The 19,818-nt window shown below is 63.0% G+C and carries 20 protein-coding genes and 4 pseudogenes; 14 read left to right on the top strand and 10 right to left on the bottom strand.

All coding sequences use genetic code 11. The annotated features are described in order from the left end of the window. Positions 1 to 281: 281 nt before the first annotated feature. The 3 genes from AC0V7N_RS26365 (at position 282) to AC0V7N_RS26355 (ending at position 3,797) form a co-directional block, all read left to right on the top strand. Positions 282 to 1,172, top strand: coding sequence for an acyltransferase family protein (locus tag AC0V7N_RS26365; protein WP_496627370.1), 891 nt, complete (start codon positions 282 to 284; stop codon positions 1,170 to 1,172). 96 nt (positions 1,173 to 1,268) lie between these two features. Further along, positions 1,269 to 2,327: a glycerophosphodiester phosphodiesterase family protein gene (locus AC0V7N_RS26360; protein WP_475451166.1), complete on the top strand. Its 1,059-nt coding sequence runs from the start codon at positions 1,269 to 1,271 to the stop codon at positions 2,325 to 2,327. A gap of 87 nt (positions 2,328 to 2,414) precedes the next feature. Further along, positions 2,415 to 3,797, top strand: coding sequence for an MFS transporter (locus AC0V7N_RS26355; protein WP_475451165.1), 1,383 nt, complete (start codon positions 2,415 to 2,417; stop codon positions 3,795 to 3,797). Positions 3,798 to 3,894: 97 nt separating this feature from the next. On the opposite strand, the pseudogene rpsI (AC0V7N_RS26350) reads toward AC0V7N_RS26355, so the two are convergent. Beyond that, positions 3,895 to 4,083: pseudogene (rpsI, locus tag AC0V7N_RS26350) on the bottom strand (30S ribosomal protein S9); the annotation flags it as partial. Between rpsI (AC0V7N_RS26350) and AC0V7N_RS26345 the strand changes: the two are divergent. Further along, positions 4,083 to 4,369, top strand: a pseudogene (locus AC0V7N_RS26345) (hypothetical protein); the annotation flags it as partial. The pseudogenes rpsI (AC0V7N_RS26350) and AC0V7N_RS26345 overlap by 1 nt on opposite strands. Positions 4,370 to 4,390: 21 nt before the next feature. Here AC0V7N_RS26345 and AC0V7N_RS26340 read toward each other — a convergent pair. The 5 genes from AC0V7N_RS26340 to AC0V7N_RS26320 all read right to left on the bottom strand — a co-directional run bounded on the left by AC0V7N_RS26340 (position 4,391) and on the right by AC0V7N_RS26320 (position 7,032). Continuing rightward, positions 4,391 to 4,897 carry a methyltransferase domain-containing protein gene (locus AC0V7N_RS26340; protein ID WP_496627369.1) on the bottom strand — a complete coding sequence of 169 codons (507 nt, stop codon included), beginning with the start codon at positions 4,895 to 4,897 and terminating at the stop codon, positions 4,391 to 4,393. Then, entirely contained in the window at positions 4,855 to 5,124 is a 270-nt protein-coding gene (locus AC0V7N_RS26335; RefSeq protein ID WP_496628027.1) for a methyltransferase, read from the bottom strand. The genes AC0V7N_RS26340 and AC0V7N_RS26335 overlap by 43 nt, the downstream gene beginning before the upstream one ends. A gap of 279 nt (positions 5,125 to 5,403) precedes the next feature. Further along, the gene (rpsI, locus tag AC0V7N_RS26330) at positions 5,404 to 5,886 is read right to left on the bottom strand and encodes a 30S ribosomal protein S9 (RefSeq protein ID WP_027042360.1); all 483 of its coding nucleotides are present in this window, start codon (positions 5,884 to 5,886) and stop codon (positions 5,404 to 5,406) included. Between the two features lies 1 nt (position 5,887). Beyond that, positions 5,888 to 6,352 carry a 50S ribosomal protein L13 gene (gene rplM, locus AC0V7N_RS26325; RefSeq protein WP_010915638.1) on the bottom strand — a complete coding sequence of 155 codons (465 nt, stop codon included), beginning with the start codon at positions 6,350 to 6,352 and terminating at the stop codon, positions 5,888 to 5,890. 215 nt (positions 6,353 to 6,567) lie between these two features. Continuing rightward, a complete protein-coding gene (locus tag AC0V7N_RS26320; RefSeq protein WP_496627368.1) occupies positions 6,568 to 7,032 on the bottom strand; it encodes a hotdog domain-containing protein in 465 nt (154 codons plus the stop codon). A 155-nt stretch (positions 7,033 to 7,187) separates the two neighbouring features. Between AC0V7N_RS26320 and AC0V7N_RS26315 the strand changes: the two genes are divergently transcribed. The 7 genes and pseudogenes from AC0V7N_RS26315 (at position 7,188) to AC0V7N_RS26285 (ending at position 12,338) form a co-directional block, all read left to right on the top strand. After that, positions 7,188 to 8,009, top strand: coding sequence for an enoyl-CoA hydratase (locus AC0V7N_RS26315; protein WP_475451162.1), 822 nt, complete (start codon positions 7,188 to 7,190; stop codon positions 8,007 to 8,009). Between the two features lie 2 nt (positions 8,010 to 8,011). Further along, positions 8,012 to 8,433, top strand: a pseudogene (locus AC0V7N_RS26310) (VOC family protein). A gap of 13 nt (positions 8,434 to 8,446) precedes the next feature. Beyond that, positions 8,447 to 9,229, top strand: coding sequence for an AAA family ATPase (locus AC0V7N_RS26305; RefSeq protein WP_475451161.1), 783 nt, complete (start codon positions 8,447 to 8,449; stop codon positions 9,227 to 9,229). Positions 9,230 to 9,237: 8 nt separating this feature from the next. After that, positions 9,238 to 9,987 carry a GNAT family N-acetyltransferase gene (locus tag AC0V7N_RS26300; RefSeq protein ID WP_475451160.1) on the top strand — a complete coding sequence of 250 codons (750 nt, stop codon included), beginning with the start codon at positions 9,238 to 9,240 and terminating at the stop codon, positions 9,985 to 9,987. Further along, positions 9,984 to 10,505 carry a CoA-binding protein gene (locus AC0V7N_RS26295; protein WP_475451159.1) on the top strand — a complete coding sequence of 174 codons (522 nt, stop codon included), beginning with the start codon at positions 9,984 to 9,986 and terminating at the stop codon, positions 10,503 to 10,505. The genes AC0V7N_RS26300 and AC0V7N_RS26295 overlap by 4 nt, the downstream gene beginning before the upstream one ends. Before the next feature lie 201 nt (positions 10,506 to 10,706). Beyond that, complete coding sequence (locus AC0V7N_RS26290; protein ID WP_475451158.1) at positions 10,707 to 11,987, top strand: O-acetylhomoserine aminocarboxypropyltransferase; 1,281 nt, start codon at positions 10,707 to 10,709, stop codon at positions 11,985 to 11,987. A gap of 6 nt (positions 11,988 to 11,993) precedes the next feature. Further along, positions 11,994 to 12,338, top strand: a complete 345-nt coding sequence (locus AC0V7N_RS26285; RefSeq protein WP_475451157.1) for a cupin domain-containing protein — start codon at positions 11,994 to 11,996, stop codon at positions 12,336 to 12,338. A gap of 9 nt (positions 12,339 to 12,347) precedes the next feature. Here AC0V7N_RS26285 and AC0V7N_RS26280 read toward each other — a convergent pair whose 3' ends face one another. The 3 genes from AC0V7N_RS26280 to AC0V7N_RS26270 are packed head-to-tail and all read right to left on the bottom strand — an operon-like array spanning position 12,348 to position 15,408. Next, the gene (locus AC0V7N_RS26280; protein WP_496627367.1) at positions 12,348 to 13,064 is read right to left on the bottom strand and encodes a transporter substrate-binding domain-containing protein; all 717 of its coding nucleotides are present in this window, start codon (positions 13,062 to 13,064) and stop codon (positions 12,348 to 12,350) included. A 12-nt stretch (positions 13,065 to 13,076) separates the two neighbouring features. Next, a complete protein-coding gene (locus AC0V7N_RS26275; RefSeq protein ID WP_475451155.1) occupies positions 13,077 to 14,189 on the bottom strand; it encodes a hypothetical protein in 1,113 nt (370 codons plus the stop codon). Continuing rightward, complete coding sequence (locus tag AC0V7N_RS26270; RefSeq protein ID WP_475451154.1) at positions 14,158 to 15,408, bottom strand: cytochrome P450; 1,251 nt, start codon at positions 15,406 to 15,408, stop codon at positions 14,158 to 14,160. Before AC0V7N_RS26270 ends, AC0V7N_RS26275 begins: the two co-directional genes overlap by 32 nt. Positions 15,409 to 15,512: 104 nt before the next feature. Here AC0V7N_RS26270 and AC0V7N_RS26265 point away from each other — a divergent pair. Next, positions 15,513 to 16,617 (top strand): annotated as a pseudogene (locus tag AC0V7N_RS26265) (NAD(P)/FAD-dependent oxidoreductase). An 18-nt stretch (positions 16,618 to 16,635) separates the two neighbouring features. On the opposite strand, the gene AC0V7N_RS26260 reads toward AC0V7N_RS26265, so the two are convergent. Continuing rightward, on the bottom strand, positions 16,636 to 17,226 hold the full coding sequence (locus AC0V7N_RS26260) for a hypothetical protein (RefSeq protein WP_475451153.1): 591 nt from the start codon (positions 17,224 to 17,226) through the stop codon (positions 16,636 to 16,638). Positions 17,227 to 17,564: 338 nt separating this feature from the next. Between AC0V7N_RS26260 and AC0V7N_RS26255 the strand changes: the two genes are divergently transcribed. Together AC0V7N_RS26255 and clpX are read left to right on the top strand one after the other, a co-directional pair. After that, positions 17,565 to 18,194 (top strand): ATP-dependent Clp protease proteolytic subunit, encoded by a 630-nt coding sequence (locus AC0V7N_RS26255; RefSeq protein WP_027042376.1) that lies wholly within the window; start codon positions 17,565 to 17,567, stop codon positions 18,192 to 18,194. Between the two features lie 295 nt (positions 18,195 to 18,489). After that, a complete protein-coding gene (gene clpX / locus AC0V7N_RS26250; RefSeq protein ID WP_023759839.1) occupies positions 18,490 to 19,764 on the top strand; it encodes an ATP-dependent Clp protease ATP-binding subunit ClpX in 1,275 nt (424 codons plus the stop codon). The last annotated feature ends 54 nt before the right edge of the window (positions 19,765 to 19,818 follow it).

Genomic DNA, 19,818 nt, shown 5'->3' with positions numbered 1-19,818 from the left:
GGTGTCGACCCACACCGGTACGATAGCCGGCGAGCGCTTCCAGGTTCTCGATTCGTGGCGCGGCATCTGCGCCCTGCTGGTGGCGCTGTTTCATTTCCCGACCGCTTCCGCGATCTCGCAGAGCAGATTCATCGGTTCGTCCTATCTTTTCGTCGACTTCTTCTTCGTCCTTTCCGGCTTCGTCATCGCCAGCAGCTACGCCGAACGGCTGAGCCAGCCGGCTCAGGTCGCCCGCTTCGCATTGGTGCGTTTTCGGCCGTATTTACCCCCTGCATCTGCTCATGCTCGCCGCTTTCGCCGGTTTCGAACTGCTGCGGTTGGTGCTGCCGCAGCTGCATGGCACCGGCGCTGCCCCTTTCACCGGCGGTTTCGACCTGAAGAGCCTGCTGGCCAATCTGCTTCTGCTGCAAGGGATGGGCTTCGAGGATCAACTGACCTGGAATGCGCCAAGCTGGAGCATTTCGGCGGAGTTCTTCGCCTATCTCCTGTTCGCCGGCGTGGTCTTCATCGCTGGCGCGCGTGCATGGGTATGGTTCGTCGCTGCCGCCTGCACCGCGCCGCTGTTCCTGCTCGGCTTCTCCACGCATCATATGGATGTATCCTACGATTTCGGCTTCATCCGCTGCCTCTACGGCTTCTCGCTCGGAGCCCTGCTGGCCTGGTTTCAGCATGATTCCATTGCAGGGGCGCGACAGCTCCTCGTCAGGGGTGGCCCGCGGCTGAGCTGGACCCTTGCCGAAATCGTCATGGTGGCGGTCATCGCGCTTTTCGTCTCGCTGGCTGGCAGCAATGATTTCGGCATCGCGGCACCCCTGGTGTTCGCGCTGGCGCTGTTTCTGTTCGCCCATGAGGGCGGCTGGGTTTCCGCCTTGCTGAGAACGCCCTTCATGCTGACGCTCGGCGCGCTGTCCTACTCCATCTACATGGTCCACATCTTCATCCAGACGCGCCTGATCAACGTTGCCGGGCTCTTCGAACGCAAGCTCGGCCTGGGCCTCTTCGGCGACATCGTGCTGCGCGGCGAGCCGGCGACCGGCTTCGGCGCCGGCTGGGCCGGGACCGCGGCGATCGTCGTCATGCTCGTCGCCACCATCGCCGCGTCGTGGATCACCTGGCGCCTGGTCGAAATGCCTGCCATGGCCTGGTTCCGCCGGCTGTCGAAACGCATCTGACGACGGCTTCTTGCGGAAGCCGCTAGCCGGCTTCGTTCACCTGGATGTCACGGGCATCGCCTATCCCGGTCGCGATCCGGCAAGGAGCGATTCTCGATGCGGACAATCTGGCTGAGCCTTCTGCTTTCCACGGCCCTTGCTGCCGTCTCCGGTCAGGCTTTGGCCGGCGAAAGCCGCGCCAGGCAGATCCTCGACCGCTTCGAGCATGCCAACCAGTGGCGCGACCATGTCATGGTGGCCGCGCACCGGGCCGGCAGCATGCAGGCCGGCAAGACGCTCTACGCGGAAAATTCACTCGCTGCCGTCGAAGGCTCGATCGCCATGGGCGCCGAGATTGTCGAGGTCGATATCAGGCGTTCCAAGGACGGCGAGCTCGTCGTCATGCATGACAGCTGGCTCGATCGCACCACGACCTGCAAGGGCGAGGTGGTGAAGTATACGCTGGCTGAACTGAAGGCCTGCCGGCTGGTGGTCGAGGGCACGCGCGCCGTCACCGACGAGAGGGTCTCGACGCTGCGCGAGATGCTGCAGGCGACCAGGGACCGGATCCTCATCAATCTCGACAACAAGCTCGAAGTCGGCGACCTCCCCGGCATGATCGCCGTGGCGCGCGATCTCGGCATGGCCGACCAGGTCATCGTCAAGGAGAACCTCTGGAACCAGAACAGGATTGCTACGGTGAAGGCCGCCATGGCCGCCATCGGCGGCGGCTTCCAGTTCATGCCGATCATCGCCGACGACGCGGTGCATGATGCCGGTTTCGCCGAGACGGTCGACCACGCATTTGCGCCGCGCGCGATCGAACTGATCAACTGGCGGGCGGGCGCCGAAACGCTGACCGCAACCGGCGGACCGCTGTTCAGCACGCGCATGCGCGCGGCCGCGGTGCGCGGCAACTGGCACATCTGGGCCGACACTTACGCCATCGTCAACAAGCCGGGCGGTTTCCTGGCCGGCGGCCGTGGCGACGAACTGGCGGTGCAGGCCAGCCTGCCGCGCGAAGCCTGGGGTTTCTGGGCCGATCGCGGCGCCACCATCATCCAGACCGACGAGCCGAAGGCGGCAATCGACTGGCTGGCGGCGAACGGCTATCGCGTGCCTTATGCCGGGACGGGCGAACGCCTCGAACCTGCCGCGACCGCAAGCATCAATTGATTTGTCGTGATCGGCATCCCGGCCTAGTTGTCGCAGGCTGGCCTCTCCTGACGGAACGGTGTCAGTGACAAACCGTTACCCAAGGGCATGCCCGATACCATCGCTTTCAAGCCCCGCGCCGCCTATGCCGCCACCGTCGCCGCGACCAGTCTCGGTTTCGTGGTGGTGCAGCTCGATGTCTCCATCGTCAATGTCGCCTTGAACAGGATCGGCGCGGCGCTGTCGATGGGCATAGGCGGCCTGCAATGGGTGGTCGATGCCTACACGCTGGCCTTTGCCTCGCTGCTGCTCGCCGGCGGCGCGCTCGGCGACAGGATCGGCGCCCGCCGTGTGTTTGTCGGCGGCATGGCATTGTTCAGCATCGCTTCGCTGGTCTGCGGCCTGGCGCAGAGTCCCTGGGTGCTGATCGCGGCGCGCGCCGTGCAAGGCGCGGGTGCGGCCTTGCTGATGCCGTGTTCGCTGGCGCTGCTCAACCGCGCCTATGCGTCGGACAAGCCGCGCCGGGCGCGTGCGGTCGGCCTGTGGACAGCCGCGGGCGGCATCGCGCTGTCGTCCGGGCCGGTGCTCGGCGGCTTCATGGTCGCGTCACTCGGCTGGGCCAGCATTTTTCTGGTCAACCTGCCCATCGGCGCTCTCGCCATTTGGATGGCCTACCGGTTTCTTGAGGAAACACCGCTGAAGGCCGAGAAGCCGCCGATCGACTGGGCCGGGCAGGGGCTTGTCGTGCTGACGCTGTTTTCGCTGACCGGCGCTTTCATCGAAACCGGTTCGTCGGGCTGGACTTCCTTGCCGGTCATTGGCGGATTGATCTTGGCGGTGATGGCAGGAAGCCTGTTCCTGCTGGTCGAGAGCCGGACCAAGGCGCCGATGTTTCCGCTAAAGCTGTTTGCCAGCCGCATTCCGGCGGTGACCAGTCTCGTCGGGCTGGCGGTCAACCTGACACTCTACGGCACGATCTTCATGCTCAGCCTCTACTTCCAGAAGGAAAGGCATTTTTCGCCCGAGATGACAGGGCTCGCCTTCCTGCCTTTCATGGCGGCGGTCACGGTGTCGAATGTCGCCGCCGGACGCATCGCGGCAACCTATGGCTCACGCTTGCCGATGGCGATCGGCTTGCTTCTTGGTGCTGCCGGTTTCGGGTTGATGGCGCTGATCCAGGCCGACACGTCCTACCTGTCGCTGCTGTGGCGGCTGCTGTTCCTGCCGATCGGCATCGGCCTCGCCGTGCCCGCCATGACCACGGCGCTGCTGTCGTCCGTGCCGACAGCGATGTCGGGAACAGCCTCGGGCGTGCTCAACACAGTGCGCCAGTCGGGCGGGGCGATAGGCGTCGCGCTGTTCGGCTCCGCCTTGGCGCTGGGCACGATCCAGGGCATGCAGATCGCTTTCCTCGCCTCCGCGCTCGCCGTGGCGTTCGCGGCAGTCTGCGCGTTCCTGTTCATCCGCGATGCCGACCATTCCGCCGGATAGGGATGCGCCATGCAAAAAGGCCGCCCGGAGGCGGCCTTTTCGATTGTCCAAAACTGCGAAGCGTCTAGCGCTTCGAGAACTCGGCCCCAAGCGCTCTTTAGCGCTTGGAAAACTGGAAGCTGCGGCGGGCCTTCGCCTTGCCGTACTTCTTGCGCTCGACGACGCGGCTGTCGCGGGTCAGGAAGCCGCCCTTCTTGAGCACGGCGCGCAGCGCCGGCTCGTAGTAGGTCAGCGCCTTGGAGATGCCGTGACGAACCGCACCGGCCTGGCCGGAGAGGCCGCCCCCCCGAGCCGGCTGATGCCAATGCATCGACGACGGCGCCCGCGGCCATGGGCGGCACGGTCGCGCTCGGCCACACCGAATGCGACGTGGTGCGCGGCATCGGCGCGTCCTCGAACGTCAATCTCTCCAGTGACGGTGCCGGCCGGCGCGCGTCGCTGTGGTCACCTGGACGACCGGCCCGCGTGCGGGCATCTACACGTTCACGTCCGGCCGCCTGTCCTCGATCGAGGGCACGCCGGAAGCGCCGGTTGCACCGAAGCCGGCCAAGCCGAAGGCGAAGAAGAAAGCGCGACGTAAGGCGCCGCACGCATTAAGCGGCCTTTCGCCCCTTGATCGCCGTCGACCAGGCGTGAACCGTGATCGCTCCCGTGGCGCTTGCCGGCAGTCTGTCCTTTAGTCGGCGTTTCAGCTCCGCGCTCTCCGCATCCGACAGCTTCCCGACGATTCCGCTCGGGCTGCTCACGACCATGGATAGCCAATAATCGTCGAAGTCAGCGAAGGTGCGTTCGACGACAAGCTCGCGCGTCTCGACATCGCGGATGCCGAGCTCCGCCCAAAGCGCCTTCAGCGCCGCGAAACGCGAGACCTCCGCGCTCGGCGGACGTGCGGCCGGTTTGCCCATCGCGTCCATCTCCTCCCACAAATGCTGCGTAGGGGTGCCGCCGCGCATGACGTCCCAGGTGTAGGACGCGACAATGCCGCCGGGCTTGGTGACGCGGAGCATTTCCGAGGCGCCCTTGCGCGGGTCGGGGACGAAGAACAGCACCAGCGCCATCACCGCGACGTCGAAGCGGTTGGCGTCGTAGGGAAGGGCCATCGCATCGCCAATCGACAGCTGACCTGCTTTGCCGAGATTTTTTGCCGAGCAGTCGCAATCTGCGCGTCGGAGGGATCTATCGCGCAAACGGACGAAGGGGCGGCCTTCGCTAGAATGAGCTCAGTGAACGCGCCGTTGCCGGCACCGACATCAACCCAGGCCCGTCCGGAGTCCGGCGCCAGCCAGTCGAGGAACAAAGCCCCGGCGGATCGGCTCCAGGGAGCCATGAAGCGCTCGTAAGCCGCGCCGTCGGTGAATTTGATCGGTTCGGGTGACGACATCTGAGATCTCCCCTAAGAATTACCTATCCAAATATCCCTTGGGCCGAAAGGCCGGTCCCTGTTTCGTAGCATGGTGCCGCGCCGCGCGCGCCGGGCCGCAGCAAATTTGCCGAGCCTGACATTTTCCGGATGTGCAACACGGCTTGCATTCCGCAGGATAGGGATACGCCACGCAAAAAGGCCGCCCGGAGGCGGCCTTTTCGATTGTCCAAAACTGCGGAGCGCTTAGCGCTTCGAGAACTGGAAGCTGCGGCGGGCCTTCGCCTTGCCGTACTTCTTGCGCTCGACGACGCGGCTGTCGCGGGTCAGGAAGCCGCCCTTCTTGAGCACGGCGCGCAGTGCCGGCTCGTAGTAGGTCAGCGCCTTGGAGATGCCGTGACGAACAGCACCCGCCTGGCCGGACAGGCCGCCGCCGACAACGGTGGCGACGATGTCGTACTGGCCGGCACGGTTGGAGGCGATGATCGGCTGGTTGAGGATCATCTGCAGGACCGGACGCGCGAAATAGGTCGCGAATTCCTTGTCGTTGACGACGATCTTGCCGGAACCCGGCTTCACCCAGACGCGTGCAATGGCGTTCTTGCGCTTGCCGGTGGCATAGGCGCGGCCCGACTTGTCGAGCTTCTGGACGTGGACGGGGGCTGCCGGCTGGGTATTCGTGTTGCCGGTGGCGGCGCCCAGTTCTGCGAGCGAGGAAAGCTCAGCCATCTTATGCGACCTTCTTGTTCTTGGAATTCAGCTTGGCCACGTCGAGGACTTCTGGCTGCTGGGCGACATGCGGATGCTCGGCGCCTGCATAGACACGCAGGTTCTTCATCTGGCGACGGCCGAGCGGACCACGCGGGACCATGCGCTCGACGGCCTTCTCGACGACACGCTCGGGGAAACGGCCCTCGAGCAGCTGGCGCGCGGTGCGCTCCTTGATGCCGCCGGGGTGACCGGTGTGCCAGTAATAGACCTTGTCGGTGAACTTCTTGCCGGTGAACACCACCTTGTCGGCATTGATGACGATGACATTGTCGCCGTCGTCGACATGCGGGGTGAAGGTCGGCTTGTGCTTGCCGCGAAGATGATTGGCGATGACAGTGGCGAGACGACCAACGACGAGACCTTCGGCGTCGATCAGGATCCACTTCTTCACCACATCCGCAGGCTTCTGCGAAAAGGTTGTCATGTTTTCTGCTCTCGGTTCTGACCTTCACGGGGAAGGCGTTTCTTGTTGCTTGGATTGGCGATGAGACGCTTGCCCGCCGCCAATAACAAAACGGCGGCCTTTGCGGGCCGCTGCTTCGTGAGGGCTTATAGGCGAGGGGGAACTGCGCGTCAAGCCGATCAAAAAGCTCTCTAGCGCAGAAACAATAGCAAAAACAACGATCTAGGTAAAAGGTATTATTTTACCACATCGCTGTTCCGCTTCGGCGGGATCGAATAGGTACCCGTGGCGTGCGCGATCGTGTGCCCGTCCGGGCCGGCGACGATGTCGATGTCGAACACCATCAGGCTCTTTCCCAGTTTCAGGATGCGGCAATGGCCATCGATCGGCCCCGCCTCGGCCTTGCGCACGAAGTTGATGTTGAGATTGATGGTGACCGAGAGCGCATCCGGCCCGGCATGGGAGAGCACGCAGACATAGCCGCCAATGTCAGCGAGCGTGAACAGTGAAGGGCCGGACACCGTGCCGCCTGGACGCAAATGCCGTTCGCCGGCATTGAGCCGCACTGTGCAGCCACCGGGAAACACGTCGAGCGCCTCGTAATGTTTGAAATGCTCGTTGAGCTGCGGATAGACGGTTCCCATCAGCGTGTTGACTTGTGCTGCGGTCAGCACCGGTTTGAGATTGGTCTGGGCGGGCATGTCGGTCTCTCGTTTTGCGCCAAGCCTGTATGGGCGCAGCCGGGCGTTTCTGGCAACACCTTCAATCCCCCTGGCGCAAGCGATGGGTGTTGGATGAAACCCGATCCGATATTAGATAGTCTGCCAACCAGACCGGAATCGTGGAGACCTTAGCCATGGCCGAAATCCTTGCCATCAAGCCTGCTGCAGTTGAAGGTCCGGTTGTAGCACAACTGGGCAAGGGCGTGCTGCGCCTGACGATCACCAATCCACCCGCCAACGCTTTGTCGTTGGCAGTGATGGCGGCGCTGACGGCGGAACTCGAACGCGCCAAGGCCGACAAGGCTGTTCGTGTCATTATTCTGTCGGCCGCCGGCAAGGTGTTTTGTGCCGGCCATGATCTCAAGGAGATGACCGCGCGGCGTGCCGACGCCGATCGCGGCAAGGCCTTCTTCGAAGAGACCTTTGCCGCTTGCGCTAAGCTGATGCAGACGATCGTGCGCCATCCCTTGCCGGTGATTGCCGAAGTCGACGGCCTGGCGACCGCCGCGGGGCTTCAATTGGTCGCGAGCTGCGATCTGGCGATTGCTTCGCATGAGGCGACCTTCTGCACGCCGGGCGTCAACATCGGCCTGTTCTGTTCGACACCGATGGTGGCGCTGTCGCGCAACGTCTCGCGCAAGCAGGCGATGGAGATGCTCCTGACCGGCGAGACGATCGACGCGGCAACGGCCAAGGACTTCGGCCTGGTCAACCGCGTCGTGCCGCGCGAATACCTGAATCAGATCGTCACCAAATACGCGCAAACCATTGCTTCCAAATCATCTTTGGTGGTCAAGACCGGCAAGGAAGCCTTTTACGCGCAGGCCGAAATGGGGCTGGCGGACGCCTATGCCTATACCGGCCGTATCATGGTCGAAAACATGCTGTCGCGTGACGCTGAGGAAGGCATCGGCGCCTTCATCGGCAAGCGCAAGCCGGAATGGACGGACGAGTAGTCGTGGAACCGCGCGTCTCCATCATCACCATCGCCACCGACGATCTTGACCGCGCGGTGCGCTTCTACGAGGTGATGGGCCTGACCCGTCATGCCGGCATCACCGACGGTGTCGCCTTCTTCCAGATGGGCGGCGCCATTCTCGGCCTGTTTCCACGCAAGAGCGCCGAAGAAGATTCCGGCATCGCCTTCACCAAGGCGCCTTCCTCCGTCTATCTAATTACAACACCCGTTCCGACGCCGAAGTCGACGAGGTGCTCGCCATGGCGGAGCAGGCAGGCGGCAAGATCGTCAAACCGGCCGGCCGCGCCTTCTGGGGCGGCTGGTACGGCTATTTCGCCGATGCCGACGGCCATGTCTGAGAAGTTGCGCACAATCCGGCCTTTCCGATCGCGGAAGACGGCACGATTTCGCTGCCTAAATGATGATGATCACGTGATGGCCTACCGCAAGCAGCTGACGCGGCTCAAGGCGCCCTATCTCAAGCGCATCCTGCTCGACCCCGAGCGGGTGTCCGACTGGGAAAAATACCCTTGGAACCTGCCGCTGTTTCGCGGCCGCGACTTCGAACTTGAGTTCACCACGCCGATCACCATCATCGTCGGCGAGAACGGCACCGGCAAATCGACGCTGCTCGAGGCGATCGGCGCGCTGGCCGGCTATGACGAGGCCGGCGGCGGCAAGGGCTATCGGCCAGTCGACCATTCCAGCGCCATTGACAAGAGTGGTGCCGCATTGGCGAACACATTCCGTGGCCACTGGCTGCCAAAAGTCACCGCCGGCTGGTTTTTTCGCGCCGAATCCTTCTACTCGGTGGCCCGTTATCTTGATCAGGCCGCGCTGGAAGATCCGTTCAAGCCACCGCCGCCGGATTTCCTGTCCTGGTCGCATGGCGAAGGGTTCATCCGCTTTTTCGAGGAGCGCTGCCGCAGGCAAGGCATCTACATCCTCGACGAGCCGGAAAGCGCTTTGTCGCCGTCGCGCCAGATCGAACTGTTGAAAATGCTGCGGCGCATGGATCAGTCGGGCACTGCCCAGGTGATCATGGCAACGCACTCGCCGCTCTTGATGGCCTGTCCGGGCGCGCGGCTATTCCGCATCAGCCGGTTCGGGCTCGACCCGACCGATTTCACCGACACCGATCATTTTCGCATGATGCGCGACTTCTGTAGCGATCCTGACATGTTTATGGAGGAAGCGCTGCGGGAGGACGAGACGTGACGGTGCGCATGACTGACGACGATCTCAATTGGCGGATGGAAGAGGCGTGCCGCGACGCTTGGCCGGCAGCAACAGAGACGGTCGTCGAAGGTTGGCTTCTGAGACGATCGGGCGGCAGGATCCGGCGCGCGAATTCCGCCAATCCCTTGCGTGGCAAGCGCGGCGCGCCTGACGCCATGATCGACGCTGCCGAGGCCTTTTATATCGGTCACGGCCAGACGCCGCTGTTTCGCGTGCCTGATATCGCCAACGAGCTCGAAGCCGCGCTCGACGATCGCGGCTACCGGCTGGAAGGCGGAACGATCCATCTCCATGCCGGGATCGACGATTTCGCGGAGGTTCACGGCGAACATGTCACGATTTCGCCGATACCGAGCGAGGACTGGTTCGCGGCGCGGTTTCGCATGGGCACCTATGACGACACTGACCGCCACGTCTTTCGCGAGATGACCGGGCTAATTGTTGGCGACCGGGCGTTCGTGTCGTGCGAGCGCGACAGCGAAATTGCCGCCTTGGCCTATGGCGTCATCCGCGACGGGCTGCTTGTGGTGGAGTCGGTTGAAACCGACGGCCGCTTCAGGCAGCAAGGGCTGGGTCGCAAGACGGTTGGCGGCCTGATCGGCTGGGCGCGGCGGGCAGGCGCCTCCGCAGCCTGCCTGCAGGTCGTCGCCGACAACACACCGGCGCGCGCGCTCTACGCTTCGCTCGGCTTCGGCCGCGAACTCTACCGCTATCACTATCGCAGGAAAGCCGCATGAATCACGATAGCTACGACAATGCCTATATCGGCGGCATCCTCAATTCGGTGAAGACCACCGCCATGGTCGGCGCGTCCGCCAACGACGTGCGGCCGAGCTATTTTGTGCTGAAATATCTGCTGGCCAAGGGCTTTTCGGTGATCCCGATCAACCCCGGCCAGGCCGGCAAGGAAATCCTTGGCCGGATGACCTATGCCAGCCTCGCCGATATTCCAGAGCCGATCGACATGGTCGACATCTTCCGCGCCGCGACCGCGGTGCCGGGCATCGTCGACGAGGTGTTGCGGCTCGATCCCTTGCCCAAAGTCATCTGGATGCAGCTTGGCGTGCGCCATGACGAGGCAGCAGCACGCGCCGAGGCGGCCGGCATCAAGGTGGTGATGAACCGCTGCCCCAAGATCGAGTACGGCAAGCTGTCCGGCGAAATCGGCTGGACCGGCGTCAATTCCGGCGTCCTGTCGTCGAAGAAGCCGCTGATGCGTCAGGGCTTCCAGAGTTTTGGCGTGCGCCAGAAGTGACGCGATCCCAAAGATTGGGATCGTTTTTTCGGAATAGAATCCAGTCAACCGCTGGCGCGCAAAATTATTTCGGGAAGCGATTGAGTTTCCTGCGCGTTCATCGCAGATCGTCCACCAAAAGGTATTTTCTTCTTTGCATTCGCCTACGGGCTTCGCCAAGAATGCCCGGCGATTTCTAGAGTTTCAAAAAGGGAGGTTTCAGTGACCCGTTCGCCTGGTTTCAACACGCTCGCCGTCCATGCCGGCGCCAAGCCCGATCCGGCCACCGGCGCGCGCGCCACGCCGATCTACCAGACGACCTCCTTCGTCTTCGACGACGCCGACCACGCTGCTTCCCTGTTCGGTCTCAAGGCCTTCGGCAACATCTACACCCGCATCATGAACCCGACCCAGGCGGTGCTTGAGGAGCGCGTCGCGGCCCTCGAGGGCGGCACGGCTGCCCTTGCGGTCGCATCCGGCCACGCCGCGCAGGTGATCGTGTTCCACAATCTGATGCAGCCGGGCGACAATTTCGTCGCTGCGACCAGACTTTATGGCGGCTCGATCAACCAGTTCGGCCACGCCTTCAAGAACTATGGCTGGGAGGTGCGCTGGGCCGACACCAACGACATCTCGACTTTCGAAAGCCAGATCGACGACAGGACCAAGGCGATCTTCATCGAGAGCCTGGCCAATCCGGGCGGCACCTTCGTCGATATCGAAAAGATCGGCGACATCGCCCGCAAGCACGGCCTGCCGCTGATCGTCGACAACACGCTGGCCTCGCCCTATCTGATCCGGCCGATCGAGCATGGCGCCGACATCGTCGTCCATTCGCTGACCAAATTCATCGGCGGCCACGGCAATTCGATCGGCGGCGTCATTGTCGATGGCGGCACCTTCGACTGGTCGAAGTCGGGCAAGTACCCGATGCTGTCGGAACCGCGCCCCGAATATGGCGGCCTCGTCCTGCACGAAACCTTCGGCAATTTCGCCTTCGCCATCGCCGCGCGCGTGCTCGGCCTGCGCGACCTCGGCCCGGCGATCTCGCCGTTCAACGCCTTCCTCATCCTGACTGGGCTGGAAACCTTGCCGCTGCGCATGCAGCGCCATTGCGACAATGCGGTCACGGTCGCCGGCTGGCTGTCGAACCATCCGAAGGTCGCCTGGGTGAACTATCCCGGCCTGCCCAGCGACAAGAACAACGCGCTGCAGAAGAAATATTCGCCGCTCGGCGCCGGCGCCGTGTTCACCTTCGGCCTCAAGGGCGGCTACGAGGCCGGCGTCAAATTCGTCGAGGCGCTGGAACTGTTTTCGCACCTCGCCAATGTCGGCGACACCAAGTCGCTGGTCATCCACCCGGCCTCGACCACCCACCGCCAGCTTTCCGACGAGCAGAAGGTCAAGGCCGGCGCCGGCCCGGACACCGTGCGGCTTTCCATCGGCATTGAGGATGTCACCGACATCGTCGCCGACCTCGAACAGGCGCTCGCCAAGGTCTGATCGGGGATGGCTGCGTTCCTTTCTGTCGACACCAAAAGCGTCGAACCCGAATCCGGCGCACCGGGGCCGGATCGCCTGATCTCGGGCGATCCGAAATTCCGCACCTGGAATGTCGAGGAGCAGGACGGCGGCCTTTATGCCGGTATCTGGGAATCGACTCCCGGCAAATGGCGCATCGTCTATGACGAGTGGGAGTTCTGCCACATCCTGTCCGGCGTTTCGGTGATCGCGGAGGACGGTGGGCAAGCGCGCACCGTCAAGTCCGGCGACAGTTTCGTGCTGAGGCCGGGCTTCAAAGGCAGCTGGGAAGTGCTTGAAACGACTCGCAAGGAGTATGTGATCAAGCTGTAGGCATCCGGGTCAGACGACGCGATCGATATCGCTGTCTGAAAATCCGTATCGGGCCATCATCCGCCGGTGCCAGTCGCTGCCGAGCAGTTCATCGAGGCAATCATCGATGCGCCGGAGCAGGCCAGCATTCTCCTTGGCGATCGCGAAGGCACCGGCCGATGGCTGTTTTTCAGCCGCGGCAACGTCGACGAGTCCAAGCGGCATTTCGGGTCGCCGCCACAGATAACCTCGGTGCGCCATGGCAACGCTGGCATAGGTATGCACCATGCCGTCGGCGACAGCCCGCGCTGCGTCCGCCTGTGTCGCGAACGGCCTGATCTGGCTGGGCGAGACGCCATTCCGCAACGCCGTGAGATGCTGGACCTGATCGGTGATGACGCCGATCAAGGCGGTGGGATCTTTCGCGATCGATTGATAGCCGGCGAAGCCGCACGGATTGCCTTGTATGACCAGCAACCCGTCCTGCAAAGACCAGATCGGCCGGGTGAAGTCGACAATCCGCCTGCGCTCGTCGGAGACGAACAGCCCGGTTGTCATGGTCCAGCGGCCGTCCACCAGCCCTGGTAACAATTCGGCCAATTCGGTTCCGATCGCCGTAAAATCCTTGAGGCCCAGCATGTCGCTGATCCCCCGCGCAAGCTCGACGTCGCAACCCGAAACCTCACCCGATGCGTCGGTAAAGCAAAATGGCGGCTCTTCCAGGAAAGCGAATTTCATTTCGGTCATTGGGTCCGGCATCTATTTCGCCGGGAACTGGCTGAGGCAGGCTTCCGACGCCTTGTCGTGCATCGCGAGCGCATCCTCGGCATCGGTGTCCGAAATCTCGTCGCGGTAGTAGCGTGTTACGAGATCTAACTGGGCCTGTGTCACCCCTTGTGTGGGCATTTCGCGGGCAAGGCAGCCGCAAAGGCTGAGTGCACGGTCCGGGGAGCCGACCTTGCGGTTGGTCAGGATGAACTCCTGGGTTGGGCAGGCAGCGATGAAGCCGTTGAAATCGAGCCTCTGTTGCGGCTGGTCGCCATGATTGAAGTAAGCCGGCTGCCACTGGCTCTTGCCGCTGACCACGTCACAACCGGTTGCGGTGTCGCTCGCATTCGTGGTGACGGCTTGCCAGGCCTTCTCTTTGCCGCCGCTGGGATATTCAAAATTCTCGCCCAGCGAGGCGGCATATTGGTCAAGGTCGGCTTGGGTCAAGCCGATCGCTTGAAACCGGTTGAACTGGCATTGGCATTCACCGGCGACCCGTTCGGCCTCGCCGTCTTCGGGCTGCTCGCTGGATTTGCCTTTTTGGCAGGCCGCCATAAAGGCAGTGCCGTCGAGCGACGTAGCGGGAAAGGTCGAGACATCAGCGTAGTGGTCGCCCGTCCAGCCAAACAGCTTCTGGTCGAGTTGCAGGTCGATGAAGCCGTTGCGCTTGAACGCACCGAGCGCGACCCTGTCTGGAGGCGTAAGTCTCGCACCCGGGATGTCACCGAGAACCTCACGGTAACCGTCGCCTTCGAGCACGAACAGGAAAAGCCCGCATTTCACGCCGTCGCAGGTGGGACCCGCGACATAGGCATAGATTTCGGACAGGCCGTCGAGGTTGAAGTCGACTTCATAGGCCCAGAACTTGTCCGCGGGCACAACCGCGCCCGTCTGGCGTTCGAGCAGACCGCCAGCCATGGCCCTGGCGACGGCATCGCTGTTTTCCTGCGGGATGTTTTCCGGCTGCTGCTGGGCGCGCGCTGCCCCCAGGCAGGCGCACAGCAGTGCCAATGCGAACGCCGTCGCCGGTCTCCAATACAGTCTCATCGCGCAGCCCCAGGCCCGCGATCGTTCAGAAGCCGACAGCGAGCGTTTCCAGCCCATGGAAGTGGTAAGTGTCGCGGAAGCGGGGCTGTTCGGCAAGATGCAGTTGCGGGTGCCGTTCGAACAAAGTCTTCAGCGACACCTGCAATTCGAGCCGCGCCAGCGGCGCGCCGATGCAGAAATGGATGCCGGCGCCGAAGGACACGTTCTTCTGGTCGGTCCGGTCCGGCCTGAAGGCCTGCGGTTCGGCGAAGGCGCGCGGATCATGATTGGCCATGCCGAGTAGAAGCCCGATCGTCTGGCCCGGCTGCACGACGATGCCAGGCGCAATCTCGATTTCCTGATAGGCGTAGCGCGTGAACATGTGCAGCGGTGCGTCGAAGCGCAGGCATTCCTCGACCGTTGCCGCGGTTGCTTCCGCCGAGATGAAGAAGCGTCTGGGGTCGCCGCCTTGCGCCAGGATCGAGCGGACCGCATTGCCGGTCTGGTGCACGGTCGCTTCATGGCCGGCATTGAGCAGCAGGATGGCCGAGGACACCATCTCATCCTCGGACAGCTTTTGGCCGTCCTCCTGCGCTGAGATCAGCAGCGAAAGCAGGTCGCCGCCGGGGTTGTTGCGGCGCTCTGTGACGTAGCCACGCAGGAAATCGGCAAATTCGCGCGCTGCGCGATTGGCCGTCTCCTCGGTCTCGCGCGTGCGGCCATGGATGTACATGGCGACCATCTGATGTGACCAGTCGAGCAGTTGCGGCCCCATCTCCACCGGCACGCCAAGCATTTCAGCGATGATGGTGATCGGCAAGGGCGCCGCGAAGGCGGGCAAAAGGTCGACGGCCCCGCTCGGATCAAAGCGGTTGATCAGCTCGTTGGCGAGCACTTCGACACGCGGCCGCAGCCGTTCGACCTGGCGCGAGACGAAGGCACGGTTGACCAGTGTCCTCAGCCTCGTGTGCACCGGTGGTTCCAGCTCGAGCATGGAATTGGCTTCGATGCCGTCGAATGCCTTGAGATGGCTTCGGTCCTGGCCGTTGCCGCGGCTGTCGGGAATACCGGCGGGGTTCTGGCGGCCGAAGCGGCGGTCGCGCAGCAGCCGGTTGACCTCGTCGAAGCCGCCAAAGCACCAGAAGCCGAATTCCTCCCAGAAGAAGGCATTCGAGACGCCATGCAGGAAGGCATAGGCCTCGTACGGGTTCAGGAAGAAAGCCGGCTCGTGCGGGTCGAGCCGCAGCCGGCGGGTGGCTGGATCAAAGGCCAGATAGGGGAGCGTCAATTTGGTCATGCCAGACCCATAGCGCGGCTTGCCAGCCTCATTCCAGACCGTATGTTGGCGCGCGATACCCCATGAGTTGATCCAGCCAATGCGGATGCGGAAGGTCTGAACGGATGAATGTGATCGTCGTCGGCGCGGGTATTGCCGGTCTCTCCACGGCATGGTCGCTCGTCAAGGCCGGCCACAGCGTGTCGATCGTCGAGCAGGGGCCGATCCCCAATCCGTTGGCGGCGTCAGGCGACCATCATCGCGTCATCCGCCGCGCCTACCGCGCCGGAACCGGCTATGGCCGGCTGATCACCGAGGCCTATCAGGCCCTGGGACGAGATGTGGGCCGATCTCGGCGAAAGCCATCTCGATGCGCGCGGTTTTGTCTGCATTTCGCGTGAGCCGGGCGACGAGGCCGAGGAATACCGCAAGGGTCTGGAAGCGGGGAATTTCCCTTTTGAATTGCTGGAACCGGATGCAGCCGTGAAACGCTGGCCCTTTCTTGAAGCCGGCACGTTCCGCTATGCCTATTTTTCGACCGAAGGCGGCGCGCTGCATTGCCGCAAGATCGCGGCGGGACTGGCAAAGTGGCTGCGCGCCAACGGCGCCAATGTCTACGAGCACAGCAAGGTGACGGCGATCGACGCCGAGACTGGCCATATCGTGCTGGAGAGCGGCGAGACCATGCAGGCCGACCGCATTGTCGTCGCCGCCGGCGCCTGGGTGCTGAAACTGTTTCCGGAACTGGACGGCGAGTTGAAGACCTATCGGACAGCCCTTGCCTATGTCAAACCGCCGGCCGATTTGAAGTCGGCCTGGGAGGTGGCGCCGGTCGTGCTCGACATCGGCGGCGCGGTCGACGGCTACGTGATCCCGATCTCCGGCGGCGCCGGCATGAAATTCGGTTCGGGGTTGCACAAGGTGCCCACCAGCGACGCCGACTGGAACCGTGACCCGGTGCCGGGCGAGGGCGAGGCAATCCGCAACCTGTTTTCGCCGCCGATCGCCCGCATCGAGGAATACGCGGTGACCGAGGTCGTCACCTGCGCCTACACCTTTACCGATGACGAGAAATTCATGGCGCATGAAAAGGGCAAGTGCCTGATCGTCTCGGCCTGCTCCGGCCATGGCTACAAATTCGGCGCCGCGGTCGGCAGGCGCGTTGCCGCCGCCGTCGGCGACGGCGACGTCGCGGGGCTGAAAGCATGGCTGCGGGCGGAGGTGGCCTGAGCGTCCGCCGAACCTGAATTAATCCTGGCAATGCCTGGGGATATGCACGCGCCGCCAGCCTGACGACCCTTCGCGGACCACCACGCGCCGCGCGACGGTCTGGTGGGAGGCAGGCACATCGATAATACGCCTTTGTTCCGGCTGTATCAGCACCTCCTCGGCGATCCTGTCGTATTGCGCCGGGATGACGACGCGCCGCGTGCGTTCAGGCTGGATCACCACCGTTTCGGCGACGCGTTCATAGCGTGCCTTGTGCCCGATCTTGCACAGCACCCGGCGGCCATGGATGACGCGCCACTCCCAGGAATAGCCGCCGTCGTCGGCTTGCACCGTGTGGTAGACGGTGCGGGTGATGGCTGGCACGACCTCGTAGCTCACCTGCGCCGGAACGGTCATCACCACGCGTTCGCGCGTTCCATAGATGGGTGGGGTGTAGTCGACCTGCTGGCCGGGTGGGCTGACCATCACGTCTTCATAGACCGTGTCGTAAACGGCCGGTGTGCGGACCGGTTCGTAGCATTCCACGGCGCGGCCGCCGGCCGCCGTCTGCGAAGTTGTGCCGAGCATGGCCAGCCCGGCAACGGCGAAGGATGCGCTTCTCCTGAACATGACACTCCCCCTGTTTGAACTTTACACACAAGTTCAACGTTGAATTGTAGGGCAAGCCGTTGCGGAGAAAAGCGGTTTTGCCGCATTTCGTTAAGTGACGCGGTTAAGAAACTGCTACGTTGCGGACCGGCACGGCTGCCGCAGACCGGCGCAGGCGTCCGGCGATGCGAATCCTTGGCCGTAAAGCTTGATTCGACTTACCCAGATGGCTAGGACGGGTCGGCCTTGCACAAGGATGAGCCGGCATCCTATCTACGGAATAACGATCCAGTCCCGATTCTGCCCGATCTGCCGGCATTCCCGGCGCCGGAATCCCACCGCGAGATAAGAGATATCTGATGAAGAACCCCGTCGAAACCTACATGAACCTCGTTCCGATGGTGGTCGAACAGACCAATCGCGGCGAGCGGGCCTACGACATTTTCTCGCGCCTCCTCAAGGAGCGCATCATTTTCATCACCGGTCCGGTCGAGGACGGCATGGCGACGCTGGTCTGCGCGCAGCTTTTGTTCCTCGAGGCCGAGAATCCGAAAAAGGAAATCAACCTCTACATCAATTCGCCGGGCGGCGTCGTCACCTCGGGCATGGCGATCTATGACACCATGCAGTTCATCAAGCCGGCCGTATCGACGCTCTGCATCGGCCAGGCCGCCTCGATGGGCTCGCTGCTCTTGACCGCCGGCCACAAGGACATGCGCTTCGCCACGCCGAACGCCCGCATCATGGTTCACCAGCCGTCGGGCGGCTTCCAGGGTCAGGCTTCCGACATCGAGCGCCACGCCATGGACATCGTCAAGCTGAAGCGCCGTCTCAACGAGGTCTACGTCAAGCACACCGGCAAGACCTACGAGGAGATTGAACGCACGCTCGACCGCGACCATTTCATGACCGCCGACGAAGCCAAGGATTTCGGCCTCATCGACAAGGTCATTTCGTCGCGCGAGCCGCCTGAAGCCGCCGTGGCATAAGGGCTGGGTGGCAGTTGGATGGCACCATCACGCGCTTTTGGCGTCTCTTGCGGCATTTCGGCCACAATTGGCTGTTCCCTCGACGGTCGGGATTGCCTACGTTAAGGCTATGTTGATTTTCGACGGCTTAGCTTTGTGTAGGGTTGCTGCGAATCATTGCCACGTTTTCTGATTTGTGTTTCGTACGGAATACGTTGCGGGAGCCGGGACACTGGCGGCGGCGGATTCCCGCGATAGATAGAATATGCGCCCTTTCAGCCAGACCATCGGCGGGCGGCCATGAAAGGACAGGAAAATGAGCAAGGTCGGCAACAACAGCGGTGATTCGAAGAACACGCTTTATTGCTCGTTTTGCGGCAAAAGCCAGCATGAGGTGCGCAAGCTGATCGCCGGTCCGACGGTCTTCATCTGCGACGAATGCGTCGAGCTCTGCATGGACATCATCCGCGAGGAGAACAAAACCTCGATGGTGAAGTCGCGCGAGGGCGTGCCGACACCGCAGGAGATCCTCAAGGTTCTCGACGACTACGTCATCGGCCAGCCCTACGCCAAGCGCGTGCTGTCGGTGGCCGTCCACAACCACTACAAGCGCCTCGCGCATGCCGGCAAGAACAACGACGTCGAGCTGGCGAAGTCCAACATCCTGCTGATCGGCCCGACCGGTTGCGGCAAGACGCTGCTCGCGCAGACGCTCGCCCGCATCATCGACGTGCCGTTCACCATGGCGGACGCGACGACGCTGACCGAAGCCGGTTACGTCGGCGAGGATGTCGAGAACATCATCCTGAAGCTGCTGCAGTCGGCCGACTACAATGTCGAGCGCGCGCAGCGCGGCATCGTCTACATCGACGAGATCGACAAGATTTCGCGCAAGTCCGACAATCCCTCGATCACCCGCGACGTGTCGGGCGAGGGCGTGCAGCAGGCACTGCTGAAAATCATGGAAGGCACCGTTGCCTCCGTGCCGCCGCAGGGTGGCAGGAAGCATCCGCAGCAGGAATTCCTGCAGGTCGACACCGCCAACATCCTGTTCATCTGCGGCGGCGCTTTCGCCGGGCTGGACAAGATCATCTCGGATCGCGGCAGAAAGACCTCGATCGGCTTCGGCGCCATCGTCGCTTCACCTGAGGATCGTCGCACCGGTGACGTTTTCCGCCTGGTCGAGCCCGAGGATCTCCTGAAATTCGGCCTCATCCCGGAGTTCGTCGGCCGTCTGCCGGTCCTGGCCACGCTGGAGGACCTCGACGAGCCGGCGCTGATCCAGATCCTGACCGAGCCGAAGAACGCGCTGGTCAAGCAGTATCAGCGGCTGTTCGAGATGGAAAATGTCGACCTGACCTTCCACGAGAATGCGCTCTCGGCGATCGCCAAGCGCGCCATCGAGCGCAAGACCGGCGCCCGCGGCCTGCGTTCGATCATGGAAGCGATCCTGCTCGACACGATGTTCGAACTGCCCGCGCTCGAAGGCGTGCGCGAAGTGGTGATTTCGGAAGAGGTGGTGACCGGCAGTGCCCGGCCGCTCTACATCTACTCCGAACAGAAGGAAAAGAAGGGCAATGTCAGCGCCTGATATGGCACTCGACCCTATATTTTTGTGGAACGGCGCCGTTGCGGCGCCGTTTTG

The sequence above is a fragment of the Mesorhizobium kamtschaticum genome, assembly GCF_056174585.1.
Note: the sequence above shows the minus strand (reverse complement) of the source record. Positions and strands in the feature narration are given on the sequence as shown.